Source organism: Candidatus Riesia pediculicola, from assembly GCF_002073915.1.
Classification (GTDB): Bacteria; Pseudomonadota; Gammaproteobacteria; order Enterobacterales; family Enterobacteriaceae; genus Riesia; species Riesia pediculicola.
The window spans coordinates 35,375-57,801 of record NZ_CP012841.1 but is presented as its reverse complement, the minus strand read 5'-3'; the positions used below and the strand labels follow the sequence as shown (position 1 = coordinate 57,801).

Below are 22,427 nucleotides of genomic sequence, written 5' to 3'. Positions count from 1 at the left end.
ATTTCTTTACAAAGTATGAAACAGTTTAATTTCTTAAGAAAAATCATTTTGGATAAAGAAAAATTAATCGAATGGATTAAAAGGTTTCAATTAAATAAAAGAGTATCATTTGTAATTATTACAAACTTCGAAGAAATACCTTTTGAGATAGTAGGAATCAATCTTTTCAACGGATCCGAATCAATTTATTTTCCATTAGGTCATAATTATCCAGATGTTCCCAATCAATTATGTATGAAAGATGTACTTTCTAAAATTCAACTGATTTTTTTAGACAAAAATATTCGAAAAATTACTAAAAATCTGAAATTGGACTATTTAATCATGTCAAATTACGGCATAGATCTGAAAAATAATTTTTTTGATATTGAATTAGCGTCATATGTTTCTGACAATATATCAGGTTCATATAAACACGATTTGAAGAGTCTTACAAAGAGATACGATGTTATACAAAACGATTCCATCCTAGATNAAATTGATACAAATAAAAATCAAATTGATCTTAAGAAAATGAACATAGAAGAGGCATCTATTTACTCTTCAGTGATAGCAAAAGTCATGCTATCTCTATATGATATTTTCTGGAGCAATCTAAAAAGAGATCAAAAACTTTTAAATATTTTTCAAGAAATCGAGATTCCATTAGCTCCAATTTTAGCGAAAATGGAAAAAAATGGAGTTCTGATAGATTTAGAAAGATTGCTGAAATTTTCTTTTCGTTCGAAAAGAAAATTATCGAAAATAAAAGATCAAGTTTTTCAAATAACTAAAAAAAATATGGACTTAACGTCTATCTTTCAAATTAGAAAATTATTATTCGAAGAGATGGAACTTCCAATACTCAAAAGAAATAAGGATCATTCTGCTTGTATTAATGAAGAAATTTTAAAGAAATTGTCTTGTTTTCATTCATTACCATCTTTAATTTTAAAGTATCGTAGTTTATATAAATTGAGGAAAAATTATTGTGAAAAAATCTTTAAAATGATCAACAAGAAAACCAATCGGGTGCATACTTCTTATTTTCAATCTGTCGTTAGTACAGGAAGATTATCTTCAAGAAATCCTAATTTGCAAAATATTCCCATCAAAAATAAAGAAGGACGCGAAATTAGAAGATTTTTTACAGCTAGTGATGGTTTTCAGATTGTTTCTTTGGACTATTCTCAAATTGAATTAAGAGTATTAGCTCACTGTTCTAAAGATGAAAATTTAATTCGACTTTTTAAAAAAGATCAAGATGTTCATATAATAACAGCTCAGGAAATTTTTGAAATAAAAAAAGATAAAATCTCAACTGTTCATAGAAGAATTGCAAAAATGGTTAATTTTGGACTAATTTATGGAATAACCCCAATGGGTCTATCAAATAGATTAGGAATTAGTTTGGAAAAAGCTAAAGATTATATGAACCTTTATTTTAAAAAATATCCTTCTGCACTCCTTCTTATCAAAAAAATCAAACAATTTGTAAAGTTATATGGATACATTGATACATTAAATGGGAGAAAAATTTACTTTCAGAGAAAAGATAAATCTTTCTCGAAAAGAAACATTTTAAAAGAAGCAGTAAACGCTTTTATTCAAGGAACTTCCGCAGATATTGTTAAGATGGCAATGATTAAAATAGATGATTGGATTGAGAATCATTCAAAACATGTCAGAATGTTGCTTCAAATTCATGATGAACTAATTTTCGAAATAAAAGATACGCTTTCTTCGAAATACTCAAGATCCATAAAAGAAATGATGGAAAACGTAATAAAGTTATCTGTTCCTTTAAAAGTGAATGTAAAAATTGGGAAAAACTTATGTGATATTCAATGATTTTAATTTTATCTAAAGCAAGAATTTGAAAATTTCTTTGAAGGAAAAATTAAGAGACTTAATGTTATTTACTGCAAATAAAGCTGAATAATTTAGATCTTACATTTTGTAAGATATTTTAATCTCTTATAAAGAGATGATAGAATGAATGGATTTTTACAATATATCTTTCCAAAAGAAAATGAAGGAATTTTATTTTCAGAAAAAATTTTATGTTATCTTAATTTTATCTGTATTAGAGATAATATTATGTTATTAATTATAGATAATTATGATTCTTTTACCTACAATTTATATCAATATTTTTTAGAATTGAATATCGAAGTTTTAGTTCGAAAAAATGACTCTATAGATATAGATGAGATTAGATTGATGAGTCCTTCTCATATAGTTATTTCTCCAGGTCCTTGTTCTCCTGAAAAGACCGGTATATCTAAAAAAGTTATACAGAACTTTTCTGGAAAGATACCGATACTTGGAGTTTGTATAGGTCATCAGGCAATCGGACAAGTTTTCGGAGCTTCTGTTGTCAAAGCTAAAAAACCAATTCATGGAAAATCTTCAAAGATATATCATCAAGGGATCGGAATATTAAAAGGGGTTAGTCGACCGTTTGTGGCCGCTAGATATCATTCTTTAGTTATCGAAATTTCATCCTTACCAAATATTTTAGAAATTACTTCCTGGACTATAGATAAGAATGGCAATATCGAGGAAATTATGGGAATTCGTCATAAGCGTTTTCTGGTAGAAGGAGTACAATACCATCCAGAAAGCATTTTAACTGAAGATGGTCACAAAATTTTGAAGAATTTTATTAACTATTGATAATTCATTTTTTAATAGAAGAATCAATTTCATAAGATATTTTTATGAATTTTTACCATTTAAAAAATCTCGATTTATGTGTTAGAACGATGATAAGAACTGATGATGTTCGCAGCTCTTGAGTCAATTAGAGATATCAAATCCATACGTAAGTAGTTCAATGACATCAATGTTAATATGATTATCACATAAGAAAAGTAGTCACCATTATAATTCGAAGTTATTTTGCTGATCTTTAAGATAATGGGTTGTATCAATGAATTTATGGTCTCCAACATTGGATGACATATATTTTTTTTCCAATTAAGTAAAATTCTTCCAACTACTAACCAAAAAATGATTTTTCCGAAATAGGTCGCTAATTGAATCATACTAATTATCAAAATGGATATTTTATTGATCAATTGAAAATAATTTTCAATCCAAAATGTGAACATCATATGAATACAGACAAACATATACGATATGATCAAAGAAGATAACTTTTTGCGAAGTATTTTCATTGGAAAAATTGAGTATATCTTTTCGGATATAAAATCCGTCGACTTCATGATAAATTGAAGAAAGAAGTTTTGAATATTTATGTTATTCCATTGTATCCAAAATTTAATCAAGAATAAAACAATATAGAATTGAGTGATAGAGGGAACAATGAAGTTTAGAAATTGCATAACATACGTTCTCCAAAAATGTTTGATTAAAGTTTCTTTGATTCGGTAAATAGTGCATAGAATAAACTTTTGAAGTTTGACTCAATGACTATTGATATTTTATTTAGAATAAAAATTTCTCTTATTTTAAGAAAATCGGAAAAATTTTAGAATTTTTAGAGAATTTAATAAAATTTATACATCATAATATCAAAAATAACGATTTTAGATATTTTATGAATTTTTGTATTTTACTGACAGATTTCTTCAGTTCTGAAATTCTTTCATAGAAAAATCAAATATTAGAAAACTTTCTCTAAAAAGCTGTTGTGTATTCATTTTTTCGATTGACTTATAATTTTCTATTTTTCTCTTAATTATATAAAATATTTTTTCAAGAAAATTTTTTTCTTGTTCGATGTTATCTCTGAGTCATACCTCATATATAAAAATTTTTATAGATTGTAATTTCAATTAAATCAAATTTAAGATATTTTGCTTTATTTCTATACGTTTTAACTATACTTTTTTCAAAATCAACCTTTATTTTCAATTAAATCAGATTAATTCACCTGAAACTAAAACAATGGGGTTGATTTTATCTGTTTTAAAAACTAACTTTCTCATTTAATATATTTTCATATATTTCAAAGATAGTATGAAAAACCAATTTCATTTCTTAAGCGTTTCCATACTGATCAGAAATCTTAAAAATATTTATTCCAATTAATGCTGCGGCTTCCTTCCATCTTTCTGCAACAGGAGTGTGAAAGATAATGTTGCTGTTTGCTTTTGCAGTTAACCAATTGTTTTTTATCATCTCTCTTTCCAATTGTCCTTTTTCCCAACTAGAATATCCTAACGCAATCAAAGTTTTTTCTGGTTGTCTATCTGTTCCAAGACTTTCTAAAATATCTTTTGAAGTGGTAATCATGATTTCATCAGAAAGTTTTAAAGTGGAATTAAACTGACTTTTAGGAGAATGTAAAATAAATCCATGAGCTTCTGCTATAGGTCCTCCAGAAAAAATAGGTTGACTAATTTTCTTTTTTATTTCCTCTCTAGATGGATCGATATTTAAATTATGCAATATATTATTGATTGAAATCTGTTCAATTGGTTTGTTGATAATTAATCCCATCGCTCCTTTGTCATTATGTTCACAAATATAGACTACTGATCTTTTGAAATAAGGGTCTATTAACATTGGCATTGCAATGAGGAAATGATTTTGTAGATTCATATAGTTAATTTATTGACGTAATAGTTTGATCTTTTTAGTTATCTGATCTCAAGAGTTAATTTTTATTTTGTTCCATAATATTTTCTAATCTGTCTTTGTCTTTAATTATTTTCTTTTTGACAATTCTATCTCAATTTGATCAAAAAATATCTTGATTATTGAATATCCTGGAACTTGTGATTCAATTTCACGAATACATGTCGGACTAGTTATATTAATTTCAATCAATTTTTTTCCAATAATGTCGATTCCTGCAAAAAATATTCCATTTCTCTTTAAGTAATTTGCAATCTCTTTAGAAATTTTCCAATCACTTTCTTTTAAAGATCTTACTTCTCCTATTCCTCCAGATAATAAGTTGGCTCGAACACTATTTTTTTGAGGTATTCTGGCAAGACAATACGGAATAATTTTTTCATTGATGATTAAAATTCTTTTATCTCCTTCTATTACTTCTGGAACGTATTTTTGCATTATACAGAAGACTTTTTCCTTTTTAGTAATAGTTTCTATGATTGTTTGTGCGTTAAAGTTATTTTTATCTAATCTGAATACCAATTCTCCTCCCATCTTTCCAAGAGGTTTGAGAATGACATCATGATTTTTTTTATGAAATTCAGATAATTTTTCATAACTTTTAGAAATTATTGTTTTTGGAACTAAATGAGTAAAAAAACTAGCACAAACTTTTTCATCGTAATTTCTCAAACTTTTGGAACAATTGACTACCAATGTTCCAAAAATTTCAGCTCTTTCTAAAATATGTGTCGCATAAATATATTCCATATTATATGGAGGATCTTTTCTCATTAAAATGATGTCCAGATTTTTAAGATAAATATCTTTCTTTTTTTTTAGTTTATACCATGTGTTTTTCGTTTCTTTAACTTCTGTAATCATTCGAGCAGATCCCAATGGTTCATTTTTAATTAAGAAAATATCTTTTAATTGCATGTAATATATTTGATATCCTCTCTTATATGCTTCCAATAACATTATAAAACTACTATCTTTTTCTATTTTAATATTTTTTATGGAATCCATTACTATTCCTAATCGAATTTGGTTTTTCACTTTTCTTCCCTCTCGAATTTATAAGAAATGAATTATAATAATTTCCTTAAATCAATTTTTAAGTTACTTTCATGAAAATATGAATAATTATATCGATAAATTTTGAAGTTTATTCGAAAAAAGTACGTTAAGAAATTATGAAAACGAACTATACATTGAAAATGTATCTCAAAAACTCTTTATTTTTTTCATGATTTTTCAATAAAAATTGATTTTCTTATGTTTTTCTCTTTTAAAATGATGAAGAAGCTCATAAGAAATAATGAAAATTTAAAAAGTCTTATCACATAAAAATTTTGAATTTTAAATCTTAGTGTATCCTCAAGATCAAAAGTTATATAAAAGTTGTTCACCATTTCGATAGGAGTACTTATGGACAAATTAGAAGAATATATTCTTCTTGAATTACAAGAAGCAAAAGAAGTTTTGGATCAATTTTCAAAAAGTAAAAAAAATATTTCATCCATCAAAAATGCAGCTTTACTGATTTGCAAAGCTTTTCAATCTGGAAATAAGATACTATCCTGTGGTAATGGAGGATCTCATTGTGATTCTATGCATTTTTCAGAGGAATTAATTGGCCGTTATCGAGAAAACAGAATTGGATATCCAGCAATATCTATCTCTGATTCTAGTTATATTTCTTGTGTAGCTAACGATTATGGATATGATGAAGTTTTTTGTAGATATGTTGAATCCGTTGGAAAAGAAGGAGATATATTGTTTGCAATTTCTACATCTGGAAATTCTAAAAATATAGTTAAGGCAGCTGAATACGCAAAGTCTAAGAAAATGTATATTATTAGTCTAACAGGAAAAGATGGAGGTCAGATCGCTAAATTTTCCGATATAGAAATCAGAGTACCTCATTTCCGATATTCAGATAGAATTCAGGAAATTCATATCAAGATAATACATATTTTAGTTTTTTTAATAGAAAAAGAAATGAAAAAGTAATTTCTTATTAACTTTCAGCAAAGTGATATAGATTGGTTTCTTAATCCATAGTTCTCCTAAAATTATATGAAAATAAGATTAAAACATCGAAAATACATTCATTCTTATCTACTTTATATGAACTTTCAAGTCATCTAAACGACCTATTCCTCATGTTTGAAAAATAGTATTATCAAGAAAAATCTTTTCGTAATTTTTATGCAAAAGGTAGATCGCGGTTTTATTGATTCATCATTAGTTTTTTGAGAGTTATTTTTCATAATCAAACGTCATAAAGGATTTTTCGGGTTTCATCCATGAAAATTATGTTTAGGTAAATTTTTCAACCGTGTATCTTTTTAATCGATGGATATGGAGTTTGATAATGATTATTAATCAGGATAAAATGAAATCAATTGATTTAGTTTTAGATCAAATCGAAAAACAATTTGGAAAGGGGTCCATCATGAGGTTAGGACAAGATCGATCTATGAAAGTAGAGGCGATTTCTACAGGTCTGCTGTCTCTTGATGTAGCTTTAGGAGTGGGAGGATTACCTCTAGGAAGGATTGTTGAAATATATGGTCCGGAGTCTTCTGGAAAAACAACTTTGACATTACAGATTATTTCTTCAGCTCAAAAAGAGAAAAAAACTTGTGCTTTCATTGATGCCGAACATGCTCTTGATCCTTCTTATGCTCAAAAAATAGGAGTGGATGTTGATAATTTATTGTGTTCTCAACCAGATAATGGAGAACAAGCTTTGGAAATTTGTGATGCTTTAATCAAATCTGGAACAGTTGATGTGATCGTTATTGATTCAGTCGCTGCTCTAACTCCGAAAGCAGAAATAGAAGGAGAAATAGGGGATTCGCACATAGGATTAGCTGCTAGAATGATGAGTCAAGCTATGCGAAAATTAGCTAGCAATTTAAAAAATTTTAACGTTCTTTTAATTTTCATCAATCAAATTCGAATGAAGATAGGTGTAATGTTTGGTAATTCAGAAACAACAACCGGTGGGAACGCTTTGAAATTTTATGCGTCTATACGTTTGGATATCAGAAAGATAGGATCTATTAAGAATGGTGAAGAGATCATCGGTAGTTCAACAAGAGTGAAGGTAGTCAAAAATAAAGTTGCAGTTCCATTTAAACAAGCAGAATTTCAAATTCTTTATGGCGAGGGAATTAATATATACGGAGAAATTATTGATTTAGCTGTTCAATACAAATTGATTGAAAAATCCGGATCTTGGTATAATTATCAAGGAAAACAAATTGGTCAAGGAAAGGTAAATGTATCCAATTATTTAAAAAGTAAAATGGATTTTTATCGAGAATTAAACGAAAAACTAAGGAGTTTTCTTTTCGAAAATAGATAATAAAATATGTATAATAAAATAGATTGAGATAATTTCAAAAAATTAGAATTATGATCAACAGAAACACTCACGAAATTCGTAAAATTTTTTTAAGATTTTTCCAAGAAAAAGATCACTTAATATTACCTGGAAGTAAATTAGTTCCATCCGAAAGAAATTCTTCTCTTCTTTTTACCAATGCAGGTATGAATCAATTTAGAGAAAATTTTTTTAAAAAGGAAAAATTAAGCTCTTTTACAAGAGTAGCAACTTCACAATACTGTATTCGAGCAGGGGGGAAATTTAGTGACTTAGAAAATGTTGGATACACTAATTCGCATCATACTCTTTTCGAAATGCTAGGAAATTTCAGTTTTGGAGATTACTTTAGATCGGAATCCATTGAGTACGCTTGGGAGTTATTAACCAGTAAAAAATGGTTTGGAATTTCCAAGAATAAAATTTTGATTACTGTGCATCATCTAGATGAAGAATCTTATGACATATGGGCGAATCAGATTGGAATTTCTAAAAATAAAATTTTTAAAATAGAGGATAAAGAAAATCATAAATATCATTCAGAAAATTTTTGGAAAATGGGAAAAACAGGTCCTTGTGGACCTAGCACAGAAATTTTCTATAATTTTGATGAAAAAGATGATTTTGATGGCTCTTTAGAATCATTTGAGAGAAGAAAAAAAAACTTCATAGAAATATGGAATATAGTTTTTATACAGTTCAATCTGAACTCTTCCAATAAATTAGAACCTCTTCGATATAAATCTATTGATACTGGAATGGGATTGGAAAGAATAGCATCTGTAATTCAAAACGTAAAATCAAATTATCAGATCGACACATTTAAGAAATTGATTCAATCTATTCGAAGTCAGTTTTCTGCAATTTGTTTTAAAGATTACACATTAAGAATACTATCAGATCACATTCGATCGATCGTTTTAATTATTAATGAAAATATTAAACCGAGCAATGTCGGGAGAGGATATGTTATAAGAAAAATCATCAGACGTGCTGTAAGAAAGGGATATTTGGATGGAATTCGAGAACCTTTCTTGTATAAGATAGTTTCTTGTTTCACAAGATCAAATGAAAAAGATTTCAAATATGTGAAAATCAATCAAAAAATCATTGAACATACAATAAAAAAAGAAGAAAAACAATTTTTAAAAATTATACTTGTTGGAATAAAATTTTTAAAAGAAAAGTTAAAAAATTTCAATTATCGATTTATATCTGAAAAAGATATATTTCTCTTGCATGACACATATGGTCTACCTATCGATATAGCCATGAAAATTTGTAAAGAACATGGAACTTCGATAAAAAGATAAAGAGAGATATGATTGAAAGAATAAATCAGAATGAAATAGAGCTTCTCCTATTCGAGTAATTCCTTTATAAGGCGTATACGTATTTTAAAAGTTTTTTCTAAAACCATATCAAGAAGAGCTAAGCAGGAGATATATGAGTTATTCTGAGTCTAGAAGATTACAAAAAATTATTTTAGATAAATGGTTTGTCTAGAATTGAGAGAACTCAGATAAAAGATTAAGGAGGTCTTTTCAGTTAATTTTTTGAACTTATAGTTTTGATTCATATGAAAAAATTAATTATTCATATTATCGGATAATTCGATTTCGGTTTTAATCGAAAAAGATTAACGAATGGAAACGAATTTTTAAAGGAAAAGTCACTTGATTCTAATCGTTTAGGTTTTTTACATTTATTGAGTTCTCCTATTAGAAGGAAGAGGAATTTCGTATATTTCAAAGGATTCTTTTATCAAATCTGGTTCTTTGTTTTAATTTTTTATGGTAAAAAATTTCGAACGAATAGATGTTTCATATAGAAGGAACTATAAATTATGAAGATTTCAGAAAGTTTATCGATTAGAATTAAATAGTGAACTTTCAATAATAAAAGAATTAAGAATTTCTGAATTTTCGAACTAAAACTCTTTAAAAAGTTACAAAAATGCTAGATTTTCTTAAAGAAAATCATATATAACTTGTGTAAATGGAATTTCAGAAATAAAAGTTTTTTATAAAAAATTTGGTTCTTCGAAAAGAAAGTTAAAAAAATGGGACATTGATCAAAAAAATATAAAAATTATTGGAAGATTAAATGATAATGGATTAATTGAAAATTCTACTGTTGTTTATGAATGAGATTTTCTGTTAGTAGAATATTAAAAAAAATTTTTTTGATAATTTTTAGTTAAAATGTTCTCGATAATTTGATAAAAAGGTTACTTTCCTATTTTTGTTTTATATTACGTGTACTAATCGGATTTATCGAAGATTCTTTCAAAGAATCCGACAGAAAGTAATTTCTTTTATCATTGAAAAAATTTTCAAATTGAAAATAGAAAATTAAAATCAAGTTGGGGTTGGATCGATACAGATAAAGAAGGAGGAAGACGATCCTTCTATTTTGACATCGATAGTAAAAAACAATTAACCAGTCTTATTTTATTTTCTAAGATGGAGGCTTAAGATTCGTTTTGTCTATATGTGAATATTTGTATTAATTTCAAGTAAGAAAATAAAAAAGATCGAATTATAATTTTTAAAGGAGAAAAGGATGCTTATTTTGACTCGTAAAATTGGTGAAACTCTTACAATAGGTGATGAAATTAAAATTACAATCCTTGGAATAAAAGGAAATCAAGTAAGAGTGGGTATCAATGCTCCGAAAAACATACCAGTACATAGGGAAGAGATTTATCAAAAAATTCAATCTGAAAAAAATATTGTGAAATAAAAATGTTTTTCCAAATTATTTTTAAAAAGCACGATCGTTTTTTAACTATGATTTATCAAACGATAAAAAGAATTAAATTTATAAAACCTTTGTAAAACAATAGATCTTCATTAGATCAATAAAGATTGGTGAGATGACCGAGAGGATGAAGGTGCTCTCCTGCTAAGAGAGTATGTTTAAATAACATCGAGGGTTCGAATCCCTCTCTCACCGATTCTAAACTGAATGCATCCATAGCTTAGCTGGAAAGAGCACTCGGCTACGAACCGAGAGGTCGGAGGTTCAAATCCTTCTGGATGCGTTAAAATAGATCCTAAATTTTTGTTTTTTTGATTTTAAAAGTCGATTCAATTGAAATGAATTTACCTGATATATCAGAGAAGTTACTTCTTTTAAAGAAAAATCCTCATATGCTATCGGGTTTGAAAAGAGGAATTGAAAGAGAAACTTTACGAATCAAACCTAATGGAGAAATTTCGACTTCTATACATCCAATTTGTTTTGGAAAATCTCTCACTCATCCATGGATTACTACTGATTTCGCAGAATCACTTCTTGAACTCGTAACTCCTACGTATCAAGATATCGGATATGTTTTAAAATTTTTGAGAGACTTACATCGCTTTGTTTTAAAAAATCTTGATCACGAGTTGATATGGCCACTAAGTATGCCTTGCTTATTGAGGAGTGATTCTCATATAAACCTAGCAAAATATGGAATATCTAATTTAGCAAAATTTAAAATGTTGTATCGAACAGGATTAAAGCATAGATATGGTTCTTCAATGCAGATTATTTCTGGAATACATTATAACTTCTCGTTTTCTCTAAACTTTTGGAAAATTCTGTCAGATCCGAACGATAAAAGAAATCAGTTAGAAAAAGTTTCAGACGGATATCTTAAGATAATACGAAACTACTACCGGTTCGGATGGATCATTCCATATCTGTTCGGAGCTTCTCCTGGAATATTAAAATCTAGTCTAAAAAATGAAAATATTTTTTCTATGAAATATGGAAGAGAGGGTACATATTATTTACCTTATGCGACCTCATTGAGATTAAGTGATATTGGATATACCGGAGAATTTCAGAACAAGATTGACATTCATCTAAACGGACTTTTAGATTATGTTCAATCGATTAAAAAAGCCTTAAATGAACCTCATCCTACTTTCATCAATATAGGACTAAAAGATTGTTTTGGAAATTTATTACAACTAAATACTAATATTTTACAAATCGAGAATGAACTTTATTCTACGATTAGACCGAAAAGATCAACAATTTCAGGAGAATCTTATATCGATTCGATTTTAAAAAAAGGAATAGAATATCTGGAGATAAGATCATTGGATATCAATCCATTTACTGCAATTGGAATTCATGAGACACAAATCTATTTTTTAGATCTGTTTCTAATTTGGTGTGCTTTAACTGAATCTCCTTTGATGAACAGAGAAGAACTATATCGATGTAAAAAAAATTGGAAAGAGATCGTTTTAAACGGAAGAAAACCGTACAATAGAATCTTAATAGATAACGTTTCGAGATCTATAAAAAATGTAGGCAATGATCTGTTCGAGAAGTTAACGAAGGTTGCTGATACATTACAAGATATATTCCTTTCCGAAAAATATAAAATTGTTTGCAATGAACTAAGGACGATGATCGATCGTCCAGAGCTAACTTATTCCGGAAGAATGATGAACCTAATGGTTCGAGATGGCTTATTAAAATACGGTTTAAAATTAGCTAAGACATATCGAACGGAATTAAGATCGGAAGAATTTGAAGTTATTTCAAATAAAGATTTTGAAAAAATGAGGGAGTTTTCTATCAGAAGACAAAGAGAAATTGAACAGTCAGATCAATTAAGTTTCGAAAAATATCTAAAAAAAAAGATGAAAAGATCTCTTTCATAAGATTTTATGTTAAAATTTAATATAATTTTTAAAGAAACTGAGAAAATTATCTCTCTTAAAAAGAGGTATAAATTTAATTTTCTAAAATTTAGAAAGATTTTCTTATAATTTCATAAAAAACATGAAATCATGAAATTAACAATCTGACTTCAAAAATTTTTTTTAAAAATCTTTATTTAATATATGTTCGAAAATATTAGTAAGAGCTTTCTAGATCTTTTTAAAACAATTCGAGATCGAGGAATTTTCAAAAAGAAATTTTTAAAACATCATCTTGATAAGATCAAGACTTTGTTAATTGATTCAGATGTATCCGTAATGGTAGTCAAGAAAATTCTTCAAAAAATCGAAAAAGAAATTTTAAAAAGTAAGATAGAAGAAAGTTTCGATCCTAGCGGAGATTTTATTGAAATTGTACGAAAAACGCTTCTTCAAATCATAGGAGAAAAAGAATTTAATTTATTCGATTTTTCAAAGAGAAATCATCTAATCATACTGTTGGTCGGCTCAAAGGGTTCTGGTAAAACAACTACGGCTTCCAAGATTGGAAGGGTATTGAGAAAAAAATACAATAAAAAAGTTCTCTTGGCATCTACTGACACAGGTCGGCCTGCAGCCTTTGACCAGCTTAAACAACTTTCAGAATACTCTAAAGTAGATTTTTTTGAAGTTAATTCTAAAAAATCAAGAAGTTCTTTTGATTTAGCTAAGTTTTCTATCGCTCGATTCAAATCAGAACGTTATGATACGTTGATTGTGGATACTGAAGGATGTATGCATACTGATCTTGAGAAATTAGACGAAATTCAAAAAATCCATAAAATTGTTAATCCCTCTGATACGTTTTTCGTTATCGATTCTATGGTAGGTCAAGATGCAATTCATTCTTCTAGAACATTTAATAAAAAATTTCCTTTGGATGGAATCATTCTTACAAAAATGGATGGAGATTCGAGAGGAGGATGTGCGTTATCGGTCAAAGAAGTAACTGGAAAACCGATTGCTTTTTTAGGAACTGGAGAACACATCTCATTGATAGAACCATTTCATCCTAAAAAAATAATTTCAAAAATCTTGGGAACAGAACATACATTTCATATCATGAAAGATATGAAAAAAAATTTTTCTATCAATATCAAGAAAAAGCTTTTTCAAAAAAAATCAGACTTTTATAAATTTGACTTAGAAGATTTTTTAGAACAGTTGAATTATATGAAAAATATTGACAACTTAAAAAAAATAGTGAGAAAAATTCCTTATCTAAGACAAAGTGTAGACAATCTTATTAGATCAGATATAGATGAATCTCTACTAAGCAAAATGAAAGCAATTATTCAATCTATGACTCATGAAGAAAGAAAAAATCCAGAAATAATTAAGAGTTCTAGAAAAAGAAGAATTTCTCTTGGATCCGGAACAAAAGTTCAAGAGATTAACTTTCTTTTAAAGAGATTTCAAGAAGTCAAAAAAATGATGAACAATTTTAAGAAAAACAAAAAATTCTTTAATTTTTTTTAATGAGGAAAAAAATGGTGATAGTTAAGTTAGCTAGATTCGGAAAGAAAAAAAATCCTTTCTATAAAATAGTTGTCACCGATAGAAAATATGTAAGAAATGGATGTTTTATAGAAAAAATAGGATTTTTCGATCCAATCTTTTCTTCAAAAAAAAAGAACTTTTTACAGATCAAAATGGATCGTTTGCAATATTGGAAAGATCAGGGAGCAATATTTTCAGAAAAAGTTAAATGGATCGTTAAAACTATGAGGAAATCTGATTTCTCTAAAACTTGAAAAATCATTTCGATTTTTAAGTTCTACTCATGAGATAAATGAGAAACTTCTACTTTTGATTTTTTAAAAATGATAGATTGATCGAAAAACAAATGAAAATCGGCATCATTAGTTTGTTTCCGGAAATGTTTTCTTCAACTATTAAGTTTGGAATTATCCATAAGGCTATCAAGAAACGATTTTTAAAGTTATATTTTTATGACCTTAAAAGTCAAGTCGACACGTATAGAAAAAGCATCGATGATCGTCCATATGGAGGAGGATATGGAACGATAGTTATGGCCAGCCCGGTTATTAGGTCAATATATTCTGCTAAAAAGAAATTGGGAAAAAATTCGAAAGTTTTGTATCTTTCTCCTCAAGGAAAAATTCTTGATCAGAATAGCATTCGAAAATTTTTAAAAGAAGAGGTTCTTCTGTTAGTTTGTGGGAGATATCGTGGAATAGATGAAAGAATCATTGAAAATGAAATTCATGAAGAATGGTCGATCGGAAATTACATTCTAAGTTGTGGAGAATTTGCGGCAATGGTGATTCTCGATGCTATAGCAAGATTGATTCCTGGAGTTACAAATTGTTATAAGTCAACAGAGAAAGACTCCTTTTCAAAAGGGCTTTTAGACCATCCACATTACACTCGACCAAAAACAATAGGAGGATTGGATATACCTTCTGTTTTACTTTCTGGAAACCATAAAAAAATTGAAATTTGGAGAGAAAAACAATCTCTCGGACAAACTTGGTTAAAAAGACCAGAACTTTTAAAAAAAATTCATCTTACTCAAAGACAAAGATATCTATTAAACTTATTTCAAAAAGAGTATAAAAGAAAAAGTCGTTAGGTAATTCAATACAGTTCGCTCATATAAATTATGAAAAATATCATTATTCAAGAAATAGAAAATTCACAGATAAAAAAGAATGTCACTATCTGTAAATCAGGAGATACAGTGGAAGTTTTAAGTTGGATAAAAGAAAATGACAAAAAAAGACTTCAATCATTTGAAGGTATTGTCATCTCAATTAAAAATAAAGGACTACAATCTAGTTATACAATTAGAAGAGTATCACAATCAGAAGGAACGGAAAGAATGTTTCAAATTCATTCTCCCATAGTTGAAAAGATAATAATAAAACGTTTAGGAGATGTCAGAAAATCTAAATTATATTATTTAAGAAAAAAACGTGGAAGATCAGCAAGAATAAAAGAGAAAATTCACAAAAAGAAAATTTAGCATTCATTAAACAACGAATTCTCTAGTCATTGATTTTTACTCGATCTATTTTAGAAATATAAATCAAGACTTTATTTTTCAATTTTTCAAAATTTAAATTAGAAAGTTTTAATCTTCATGAACTTTTTAAAATGAAATTTTTGTCAGATCTTTGAGAAAATGTAGGAATATTTAAAATCTTAATATTTTAATTTTCTTTATTTTATTTTTTCAAAAATCTTTTCAAAAAAAGAATAAAATTCCATCAATAATTCAAACCGATTCAATTTTAAAAAATGAGAAAGAAACGTAGAACTTAATGATAATTTTGAAAAAGATTTAATCGATATAAACTCTATTTTATAAAATTGCACGAAGAATTTAAAAAAAATTTAGTAGATCATTTTGTTTTTTATATTTAGTCTTAAGCAAGATAAAATTCAAATGATCTTTTGAAAAATTTCAATATTTAAAATAGAAATCGATCAAAAATCTCAAAAACTATAAAAATGATTTGAGATGTTTGAAATACGGAACATTTGATAACTTATTAATTAATATTAACTTATTTTATATTTTTTTATGAAAATAAAAATTAAAATCAAACATCTTTATCATTCCAAAAGGATCGATAAACTTCTTTGTGAACAATTGAAAAAATATTCACGATCAAAGATCCAAAAATGGATCCTAAAAAAAAAGTCTACGTTGATCAAATTCCAATAAATAAACCGAGTATCAGAATATTAGGAGAAAAAAGTATTCTGATCAAAGATATAGATCTAGAGAAAAAAATTCAATGCATACCAAAAAACATTCCTTTAAAAATTCTACATGAAGATGATTCGATCATAGTAATAGATAAACCTTATAATCTCTGTGTGCATCCTGGAACCCATCATGAAAAAAACACCTTAATGCATGCCTTAATATATCATTTCCCCATTTTAAAAAATATCCCAAGAGCTGGGATTGTCCATAGATTGGATAAAGATACAAGTGGATTAATGATCGTTGCTAAAAAAAGTTCTATTCAAAATCAAATGATGAAACTATTTAAATCTAGAAAAGTATATAAAGAATACGAGGCCATAGTCTATGGAAACATTAATTCCGATGGAACAATCGACAAACCTATAAAACGTCATCCTTACGAAAGAATAAAGAATTTTGTCTGCGATTTTGGAAGAAAAGCAAAAACTCATTATTATGTTAAAGAAAAATTTGCTAATTTTACTCGAATCATTTTATCATTAGAGTCAGGTAGACATCATCAAGCTCGAGTACATATGAAATATATCGGTCATCCAATTGTGGGAGATTATTTATATCAAGATAGACAAATTATTCGAAAAAAGAAAAATTATATAAGTAATCTTATTAAAATTGATCAAGTAATATCGAGACAAGCTTTACACGCTAGAAAAATCAAGATACTACATCCTCAGTTTAAAAAAAAAGTAACTTGGAAATCGAATACTCCAGAAGATATGAGAAATCTTATTGATTTAATCCGAAAAAATGAGAAGTAACCCTCAAAGATCAAATCAAAAATTTTTGTCACATTTCTTTTTTAATAGATAAAAAATTACTTAGTTAAAAAAAATTCGATCGATCAAATAATTTTGTTAAAAAAATTAAATAATATATAAATTTTAATTTTTCATGATCGTCCATTAAATTAATTCTTTTTTAAAAGAATGAGGATCGAGGTCATATTAACTTTACAAAATAAAAAAAATTAATCATAATTACATATCTTTACTTTCTTCAGAAAGTAAAATGTTCTTTAAAAAATCTTTGTGAACACTTGTGAATATCAGAAGGAGAAACGGATCAATTTGATCACACAAGGTGTTTCGTCAATATATTCATATATAGAGACGTAAAGGTTCTCGTTCAAATAATCATTTTTGAACATCCGATTTTAATCGAAGAGTTTGATCATGGCTCAGATTGAACGCTGGCGGCAAGCCTAACACATGCAAGTCGTGCGAAATGATGAAAATCATTTAGCGGCGGACGGGTGAGTAAGATATGGGAATCTACCTAAAGATGGGGGATAACTATCGGAAACGGTAGCTAATACCGCGTAAGCTCTCGATAAGGAAACTGATCGAGAGGAAAGCGGGGGATATGTCATAATCATCGATATACCTCGCGTCTTTAGATGAGCCCATACGAGATTAGCTAGTAGGTGAGGTAAAAGCTCACCTAGGCAACAATCTCTAGCTGGTCTGAGAGGACGACCAGCCACACTGGGACTGAGATACGGCCCAGACTCCTACGGGAGGCAGCAGTGGGGAATATTGCACAATGAGCGAAAGCTTGATGCAGCTATGCCGCGTGTATGAAGAAGGCCCTAGGGTTGTAAAGTACTTTCAGTTGCGAAGAAAAAGATGAAGATAACACCTTCTTCGGATGACGTTAGCAACAGAAGAAGCACCGGCTAACTCCGTGCCAGCAGCCGCGGTAATACGGAGGGTGCGAGCGTTAATCGGAATTACTGGGCGTAAAGGGCACGCAGGTGGTAAGTTAAGTTGATTTGTGAAATCCCTGGGCTCAACCTAGGAAAGCATTCAAAACTAATTTACTAGAGTCTTGTAGGGGGGAATAGAATTCCATGTGTAGCGGTGAAATGCGTAGAGATATGGAGGAATACCGATGGCGAAGGCAATTCCCTGGACAAAGACTGACACTCATGTGCGAAAGCATGGGGAGCAAACAGGATTAGATACCCTGGTAGTCCATGCCGTAAACGATGTCGATTAGGAGGTTGCTACGTTTAAGTAGTGGCTTCCGAAGCTAACGCATTAAATCGACCGTCTGGGGAGTACGGCCGCAAGGTTAAAACTCAAATGAATTGACGGGGGCCCGCACAAGCGGTGGAGCATGTGGTTTAATTCGATGCAACGCGAAAAACCTTACCTACTCTTGACATCCAAAGAAATCTGCAGAGATGTAGATGTGCCTTCGGGAACTTTGAGACAGGTGCTGCATGGCTGTCGTCAGCTCGTGTTGTGAAATGTTGGGTTAAGTCCCGCAACGAGCGCAACCCTTATTCTTTGTTGCCATCGATTCGGTCGGGAACTCAAAGAAGACTGCCGGTGATAAACCGGAGGAAGGAGAGGACGACGTCAAGTCATCATGGCCCTTACGAGTAGGGCTACACACGTGCTACAATGGCGTATACAGAGAGAAGCGAACTCGTAAGAGCGAGCCAAACTAAAAAAGTACGTCACAGTCCGGATTGGAGTCTGCAACTCGACTCCATGAAGTAGGAATCGCTAGTAATCGCGAATCAGCATGTCGCGGTGAATACGTTCTCGGGCCTTGTACACACCGCCCGTCACACCATGGGAGTGGGTTGTAAAAGAAGCAGGTAGCTTAACCTGTTCAGGAAAGCGCCTACCACTTTATGATTCATGACTGGGGTGAAGTCGTAACAAGGTAACCGTAGGGGAACCTGTGGTTGGATCACCTCCTTAAAAAAACAAGTGTTCACAATAGTTTTTTTAGAATAGTTTTTTATAGGCTTGTAGCTCAGATGGTTAGAGCACACCCTTGATAAGGGTGAGGTCGGTGGTTCAAATCCACTCAAGCCTATTTTAGAAATAAATATTTTTAGGGGGCTATAGCTCAAAAGGTAGAGCACCTGTTTTGCACACAGGAGGTCAGCGGTTCGATTCCGCTTAGCTCCAAAAATCGATCTGAAAATTATATAAACGCTCTTTCAAAAATCAAATGTAAAACAAGCTGAGTTTCATCTCACATAAAAAATGAGATGAAGCGTACATATATTCTCGATTCTTCATCTGAAGAAAATGATCGAAATTTCTTCTTCAGTTTTGAGGTTAGATAAATAAGCGTATGCGGTGGATGCCTTGGCAATCAGAGGCGAAGAAGGACGTGCTAATCTGCGAAAAGCGTCGATGAGCTGATAAGAAGCGTTTAATCGGCGATATCCGAATGGGGAAACCCAACTATAAAGTTATCGTACGATGAATAAATAGTTGTGCGAAGCGAACCGGGGAGAACTGAAACATCTTAGTACCCCGAGGAAAAGAAATCAAACGAGATTCCCTAAGTAGTGGCGAGCGAAACGGGAGAAGCCCAAGAACCAATTTGATAGAAACTTTTAGGAGAATGATCTTGGAAAAGACAGTCATAGAGGGTGATAACCCCGTATCTAAAAAGAGTTGATATCTAGTTCAAAGAGTAAGACGGGACACGTATATCTTGTCTGAAGATGGGGGGACCATCCTCCAAGGCTAAATACTACTGATTGACCGATAGTGAACTAGTACCGTGAGGGAAAGGTGAAAAGAACCCCGGTTAGGGGAGTGAAATAGAACCTGAAACCGTATACGTACAAGCAGTAGGAGTCTAAATGATTTAGATGACTGCGTACCTTTTGTATAATGGGTCAGCGACTTATATTCTGCAGCGAGGTTAACTTTCATAAGGGAGCCGTAGGGAAACCGAGTCTTAACCGGCGATAGTTGTAGGATATAGACCCGAAACCCGGTGATCTAGCCATGAGCAGGTTGAAGGTTAGGTAACTCTAACTGGAGGACCGAACCGACTAATGTTGAAAAATTAGCGGATGACTTGTGGTTAGGGGTGAAAGGCCAATCAAACCGGGAGATAGCTGGTTCTCCCCGAAAGCTATTTAGGTAGCGCCTCGTATAATTTCTCTTGGGGGTAGAGCACTGTTTCGGTCAGAGGGATCGAAAGATCTGCTTATCCGATGCAAACTACGAATACCAAGAGTTCGAATACGGGAGACACACGGCGGGTGCGAACGTCCGTCGTGGAAAGGGAAACAACCCAGATCATCAGATAAGGTCCCAAAATTATGATTAAGTGGAAAACGAAGTGGGATAGCATAGACAGCCAGGATGTTGGCTTAGAAGCAGCCATCATTCAAAGAAAGCGTAACAGCTCACTGGTCAAGTTGTCCTGCGCGGAAGATTTAACGGGGCTAAAATCATATACCGAAGCTATGACAGCAGGTACATCTGCTGGGTAGGGGAGCGTTCTGTAAGCCGTAGAAGATGGATTGAAAGATCTGTTGGAGGTATCAGAAGTGCGAATGCTGACATGAGTAACGATAAAGCTGGTGAAAAACCAGCTCGCCGAAAAACCAAGGATTCCTGTCCAACGTTAATCGGGGCAGGGTTAGTCGATCCCTAAGGCGAGGCTGAAAAGCGTAGTCGATGGAAAACCGGTTAATATTCCTGTACTAAGAGTCGATTTCGATGGGGGGACGAAGAAGGATAGACTATCCGAGCGTTGGTCGTCTCGGTTCAAGCGCATAAGTGGATCGTATAGGAAAATCCGTTCGATCAACACTAAGACGCAAGTACGATTACGTCAGTAATGAAGTAGTCGATTCCAACTTCCAAGAAAAGCCTCTAAGATAGCATCGATTTTTAATCGTACCTCAAACCGACACAGGTGGTTAAGTAGAGAATACTAAGGCGCTTGAGAGAACTCAGGTGAAGGAACTAGGCAAAATAGTGCCGTAACTTCGGGAGAAGGCACGCTGACATCAGTAAAAGATCTTGCATCTCTAGCTGAAGATCAGCCGAAGATACCAGCTGGCTGCAACTGTTTATTAAAAACATAGCACTGTGCAAACACGTAAGTGGAAGTATACGGTGTGAAGCCTGCCCGGTGCTGGAAGGTTAATTGAGGAAGTGATCGAAAGTGAAGCTTCCGATCGAAGCCCCAGTGAACGGCGGCCGTAACTATAACGGTCCTAAGGTAGCGAAATTCCTTGTCGGGTAAGTTCCGACCTGCACGAATGGCGTAATGATGGCCAGACTGTCTCCACCTGAGACTCAGTGAAATTGAAATTGCTGTGAAGATGCAGTGTACCCGCGACAAGACGGAAAGACCCCGTGAACCTTTACTATAGCTTGATATTGAACATTAAATGCTTTTGTGTAGGATAGGTGGGAGGCTGAGAAGTACGAATGCTAGTTCGTATGGAGCCGACGTTGAAATACCACCCTTTAACATTTTGTGTTCTAACTCAGATCCGTTATCCGGATCGAGGACAATGTCTGGTAGGTAGTTTGACTGGGGTGGTCTCCTCCTAAAGAGTAACGGAGGAGCACAAAGGTTGGCTAATTACGGTCGGAAATCGTAAGGTTAGTGTAAAGGCATAAGCCAGCTTGACTGTGAGCGTGACGACGCGAACAGATACGAAAGTAGGTCTTAGTGATCCGGTGGTTCCGAATGGAAGGGCCATCGCTCAACGGATAAAAGGTACTCCGGGGATAACAGGCTAATACCGCCCAAGAGTTCACATCGACGGCGGTGTTTGGCACCTCGATGTCGGCTCATCACATCCTGGGGCTGAAGCAGGTCCCAAGGGTATGGCTGTTCGCCATTTAAAGTGGTACGCGAGCTGGGTTTAGAACGTCGTGAGACAGTTCGGTCCCTATCTGTCGTGGGCGTAGGAAGATTGAGAAGAGCTGCTCCTAGTACGAGAGGACTGGAGTGGACATACCTATGGTGTTCAGGTTGTTGTGCCAACAGCATTGCCTGGTAGCTAAGTATGGTCGAGATAACCGCTGAAAGCATATAAGTGGGAAACTTACTTCAAGATTAATCTTCCCAGACTCGAAAGAGTCTCTTAAGGAACGTTCTAGACTAGAACGTAGATAGGCTGGATGTGTAAGCGTAGAGATGCGTTGAGCTAACCAGTACTAATGATCCGAGAGATCTATTCAAATTGATTGAGAACTTCGATCTTTCTCGAATATATGAAGCTTGT

The 22,427-nt window shown here is 31.5% G+C and carries 15 protein-coding genes, 4 tRNA genes and 2 rRNA genes; 18 read left to right on the top strand and 3 right to left on the bottom strand.

Annotated features, from left to right (window positions below):
* Positions 1-15: 15 nt before the first annotated feature.
* Positions 16-1,830 carry a DNA polymerase gene (locus tag AOE55_RS00345; protein ID WP_155760502.1) on the top strand — a complete coding sequence of 605 codons (1,815 nt, stop codon included), beginning with the start codon at positions 16-18 and terminating at the stop codon, positions 1,828-1,830.
* Between the two features lie 249 nt (positions 1,831-2,079).
* Positions 2,080-2,658: an anthranilate synthase component II gene (locus AOE55_RS00340; protein ID WP_041855202.1), complete on the top strand. Its 579-nt coding sequence runs from the start codon at positions 2,080-2,082 to the stop codon at positions 2,656-2,658.
* A gap of 74 nt (positions 2,659-2,732) precedes the next feature.
* Here the strand turns inward: AOE55_RS00340 and AOE55_RS00335 are convergent, their stop codons facing one another.
* The 3 genes from AOE55_RS00335 to gshB form a co-directional block, all read right to left on the bottom strand.
* Entirely contained in the window at positions 2,733-3,161 is a 429-nt protein-coding gene (locus AOE55_RS00335; protein ID WP_225995194.1) for a hypothetical protein, read from the bottom strand.
* An 826-nt stretch (positions 3,162-3,987) separates the two neighbouring features.
* On the bottom strand, positions 3,988-4,551 hold the full coding sequence (locus AOE55_RS00330) for a YqgE/AlgH family protein (RefSeq protein ID WP_013087778.1): 564 nt from the start codon (positions 4,549-4,551) through the stop codon (positions 3,988-3,990).
* Positions 4,552-4,656: 105 nt separating this feature from the next.
* Entirely contained in the window at positions 4,657-5,625 is a 969-nt protein-coding gene (gene gshB / locus AOE55_RS00325) for a glutathione synthase (RefSeq protein WP_013087453.1), read from the bottom strand.
* A gap of 372 nt (positions 5,626-5,997) precedes the next feature.
* On the opposite strand from gshB, the gene lpcA reads away from it, so the two are divergent.
* The 16 genes from lpcA to AOE55_RS00250 all read left to right on the top strand — a co-directional run bounded on the left by lpcA (position 5,998) and on the right by AOE55_RS00250 (position 22,384).
* Complete coding sequence (lpcA, locus tag AOE55_RS00320) at positions 5,998-6,582, top strand: D-sedoheptulose 7-phosphate isomerase (protein ID WP_013087658.1); 585 nt, start codon at positions 5,998-6,000, stop codon at positions 6,580-6,582.
* 364 nt (positions 6,583-6,946) lie between these two features.
* A complete protein-coding gene (recA, locus tag AOE55_RS00315) occupies positions 6,947-7,945 on the top strand; it encodes a recombinase RecA (RefSeq protein WP_013087874.1) in 999 nt (332 codons plus the stop codon).
* Between the two features lie 50 nt (positions 7,946-7,995).
* Positions 7,996-9,276: an alanine--tRNA ligase-related protein gene (locus AOE55_RS00310; RefSeq protein WP_013087809.1), complete on the top strand. Its 1,281-nt coding sequence runs from the start codon at positions 7,996-7,998 to the stop codon at positions 9,274-9,276.
* 1,252 nt (positions 9,277-10,528) lie between these two features.
* On the top strand, positions 10,529-10,708 hold the full coding sequence (gene csrA, locus AOE55_RS00305; RefSeq protein WP_013087670.1) for a carbon storage regulator CsrA: 180 nt from the start codon (positions 10,529-10,531) through the stop codon (positions 10,706-10,708).
* A 127-nt stretch (positions 10,709-10,835) separates the two neighbouring features.
* A tRNA-Ser gene (locus AOE55_RS02685) sits at positions 10,836-10,921 on the top strand.
* Positions 10,922-10,935: 14 nt separating this feature from the next.
* Positions 10,936-11,009, top strand: a tRNA-Arg gene (locus AOE55_RS00300).
* A 55-nt stretch (positions 11,010-11,064) separates the two neighbouring features.
* Positions 11,065-12,633: a glutamate--cysteine ligase gene (gene gshA / locus AOE55_RS00295; RefSeq protein WP_013087751.1), complete on the top strand. Its 1,569-nt coding sequence runs from the start codon at positions 11,065-11,067 to the stop codon at positions 12,631-12,633.
* 183 nt (positions 12,634-12,816) lie between these two features.
* Complete coding sequence (locus AOE55_RS00290) at positions 12,817-14,151, top strand: signal recognition particle protein (RefSeq protein ID WP_013087522.1); 1,335 nt, start codon at positions 12,817-12,819, stop codon at positions 14,149-14,151.
* An 11-nt stretch (positions 14,152-14,162) separates the two neighbouring features.
* The gene (gene rpsP, locus AOE55_RS00285) at positions 14,163-14,426 is read left to right on the top strand and encodes a 30S ribosomal protein S16 (protein WP_013087881.1); all 264 of its coding nucleotides are present in this window, start codon (positions 14,163-14,165) and stop codon (positions 14,424-14,426) included.
* A gap of 92 nt (positions 14,427-14,518) precedes the next feature.
* Positions 14,519-15,268 (top strand): tRNA (guanosine(37)-N1)-methyltransferase TrmD, encoded by a 750-nt coding sequence (gene trmD, locus AOE55_RS00280; protein ID WP_041855163.1) that lies wholly within the window; start codon positions 14,519-14,521, stop codon positions 15,266-15,268.
* 30 nt (positions 15,269-15,298) lie between these two features.
* A complete protein-coding gene (gene rplS, locus AOE55_RS00275; protein WP_013087525.1) occupies positions 15,299-15,661 on the top strand; it encodes a 50S ribosomal protein L19 in 363 nt (120 codons plus the stop codon).
* Between the two features lie 662 nt (positions 15,662-16,323).
* Complete coding sequence (locus tag AOE55_RS00270; RefSeq protein ID WP_080611605.1) at positions 16,324-17,172, top strand: RluA family pseudouridine synthase; 849 nt, start codon at positions 16,324-16,326, stop codon at positions 17,170-17,172.
* Positions 17,173-17,568: 396 nt separating this feature from the next.
* A 16S ribosomal RNA gene (locus AOE55_RS00265) occupies positions 17,569-19,128 on the top strand.
* 44 nt (positions 19,129-19,172) lie between these two features.
* Positions 19,173-19,246, top strand: a tRNA-Ile gene (locus AOE55_RS00260).
* Between the two features lie 22 nt (positions 19,247-19,268).
* Positions 19,269-19,341 (top strand) — tRNA-Ala (locus AOE55_RS00255).
* A 151-nt stretch (positions 19,342-19,492) separates the two neighbouring features.
* Positions 19,493-22,384 (top strand): 23S ribosomal RNA (locus tag AOE55_RS00250).
* Together the 16S and 23S rRNA genes with 2 tRNA genes alongside form the textbook arrangement of a ribosomal RNA operon.
* Positions 22,385-22,427: the final 43 nt, after the last annotated feature.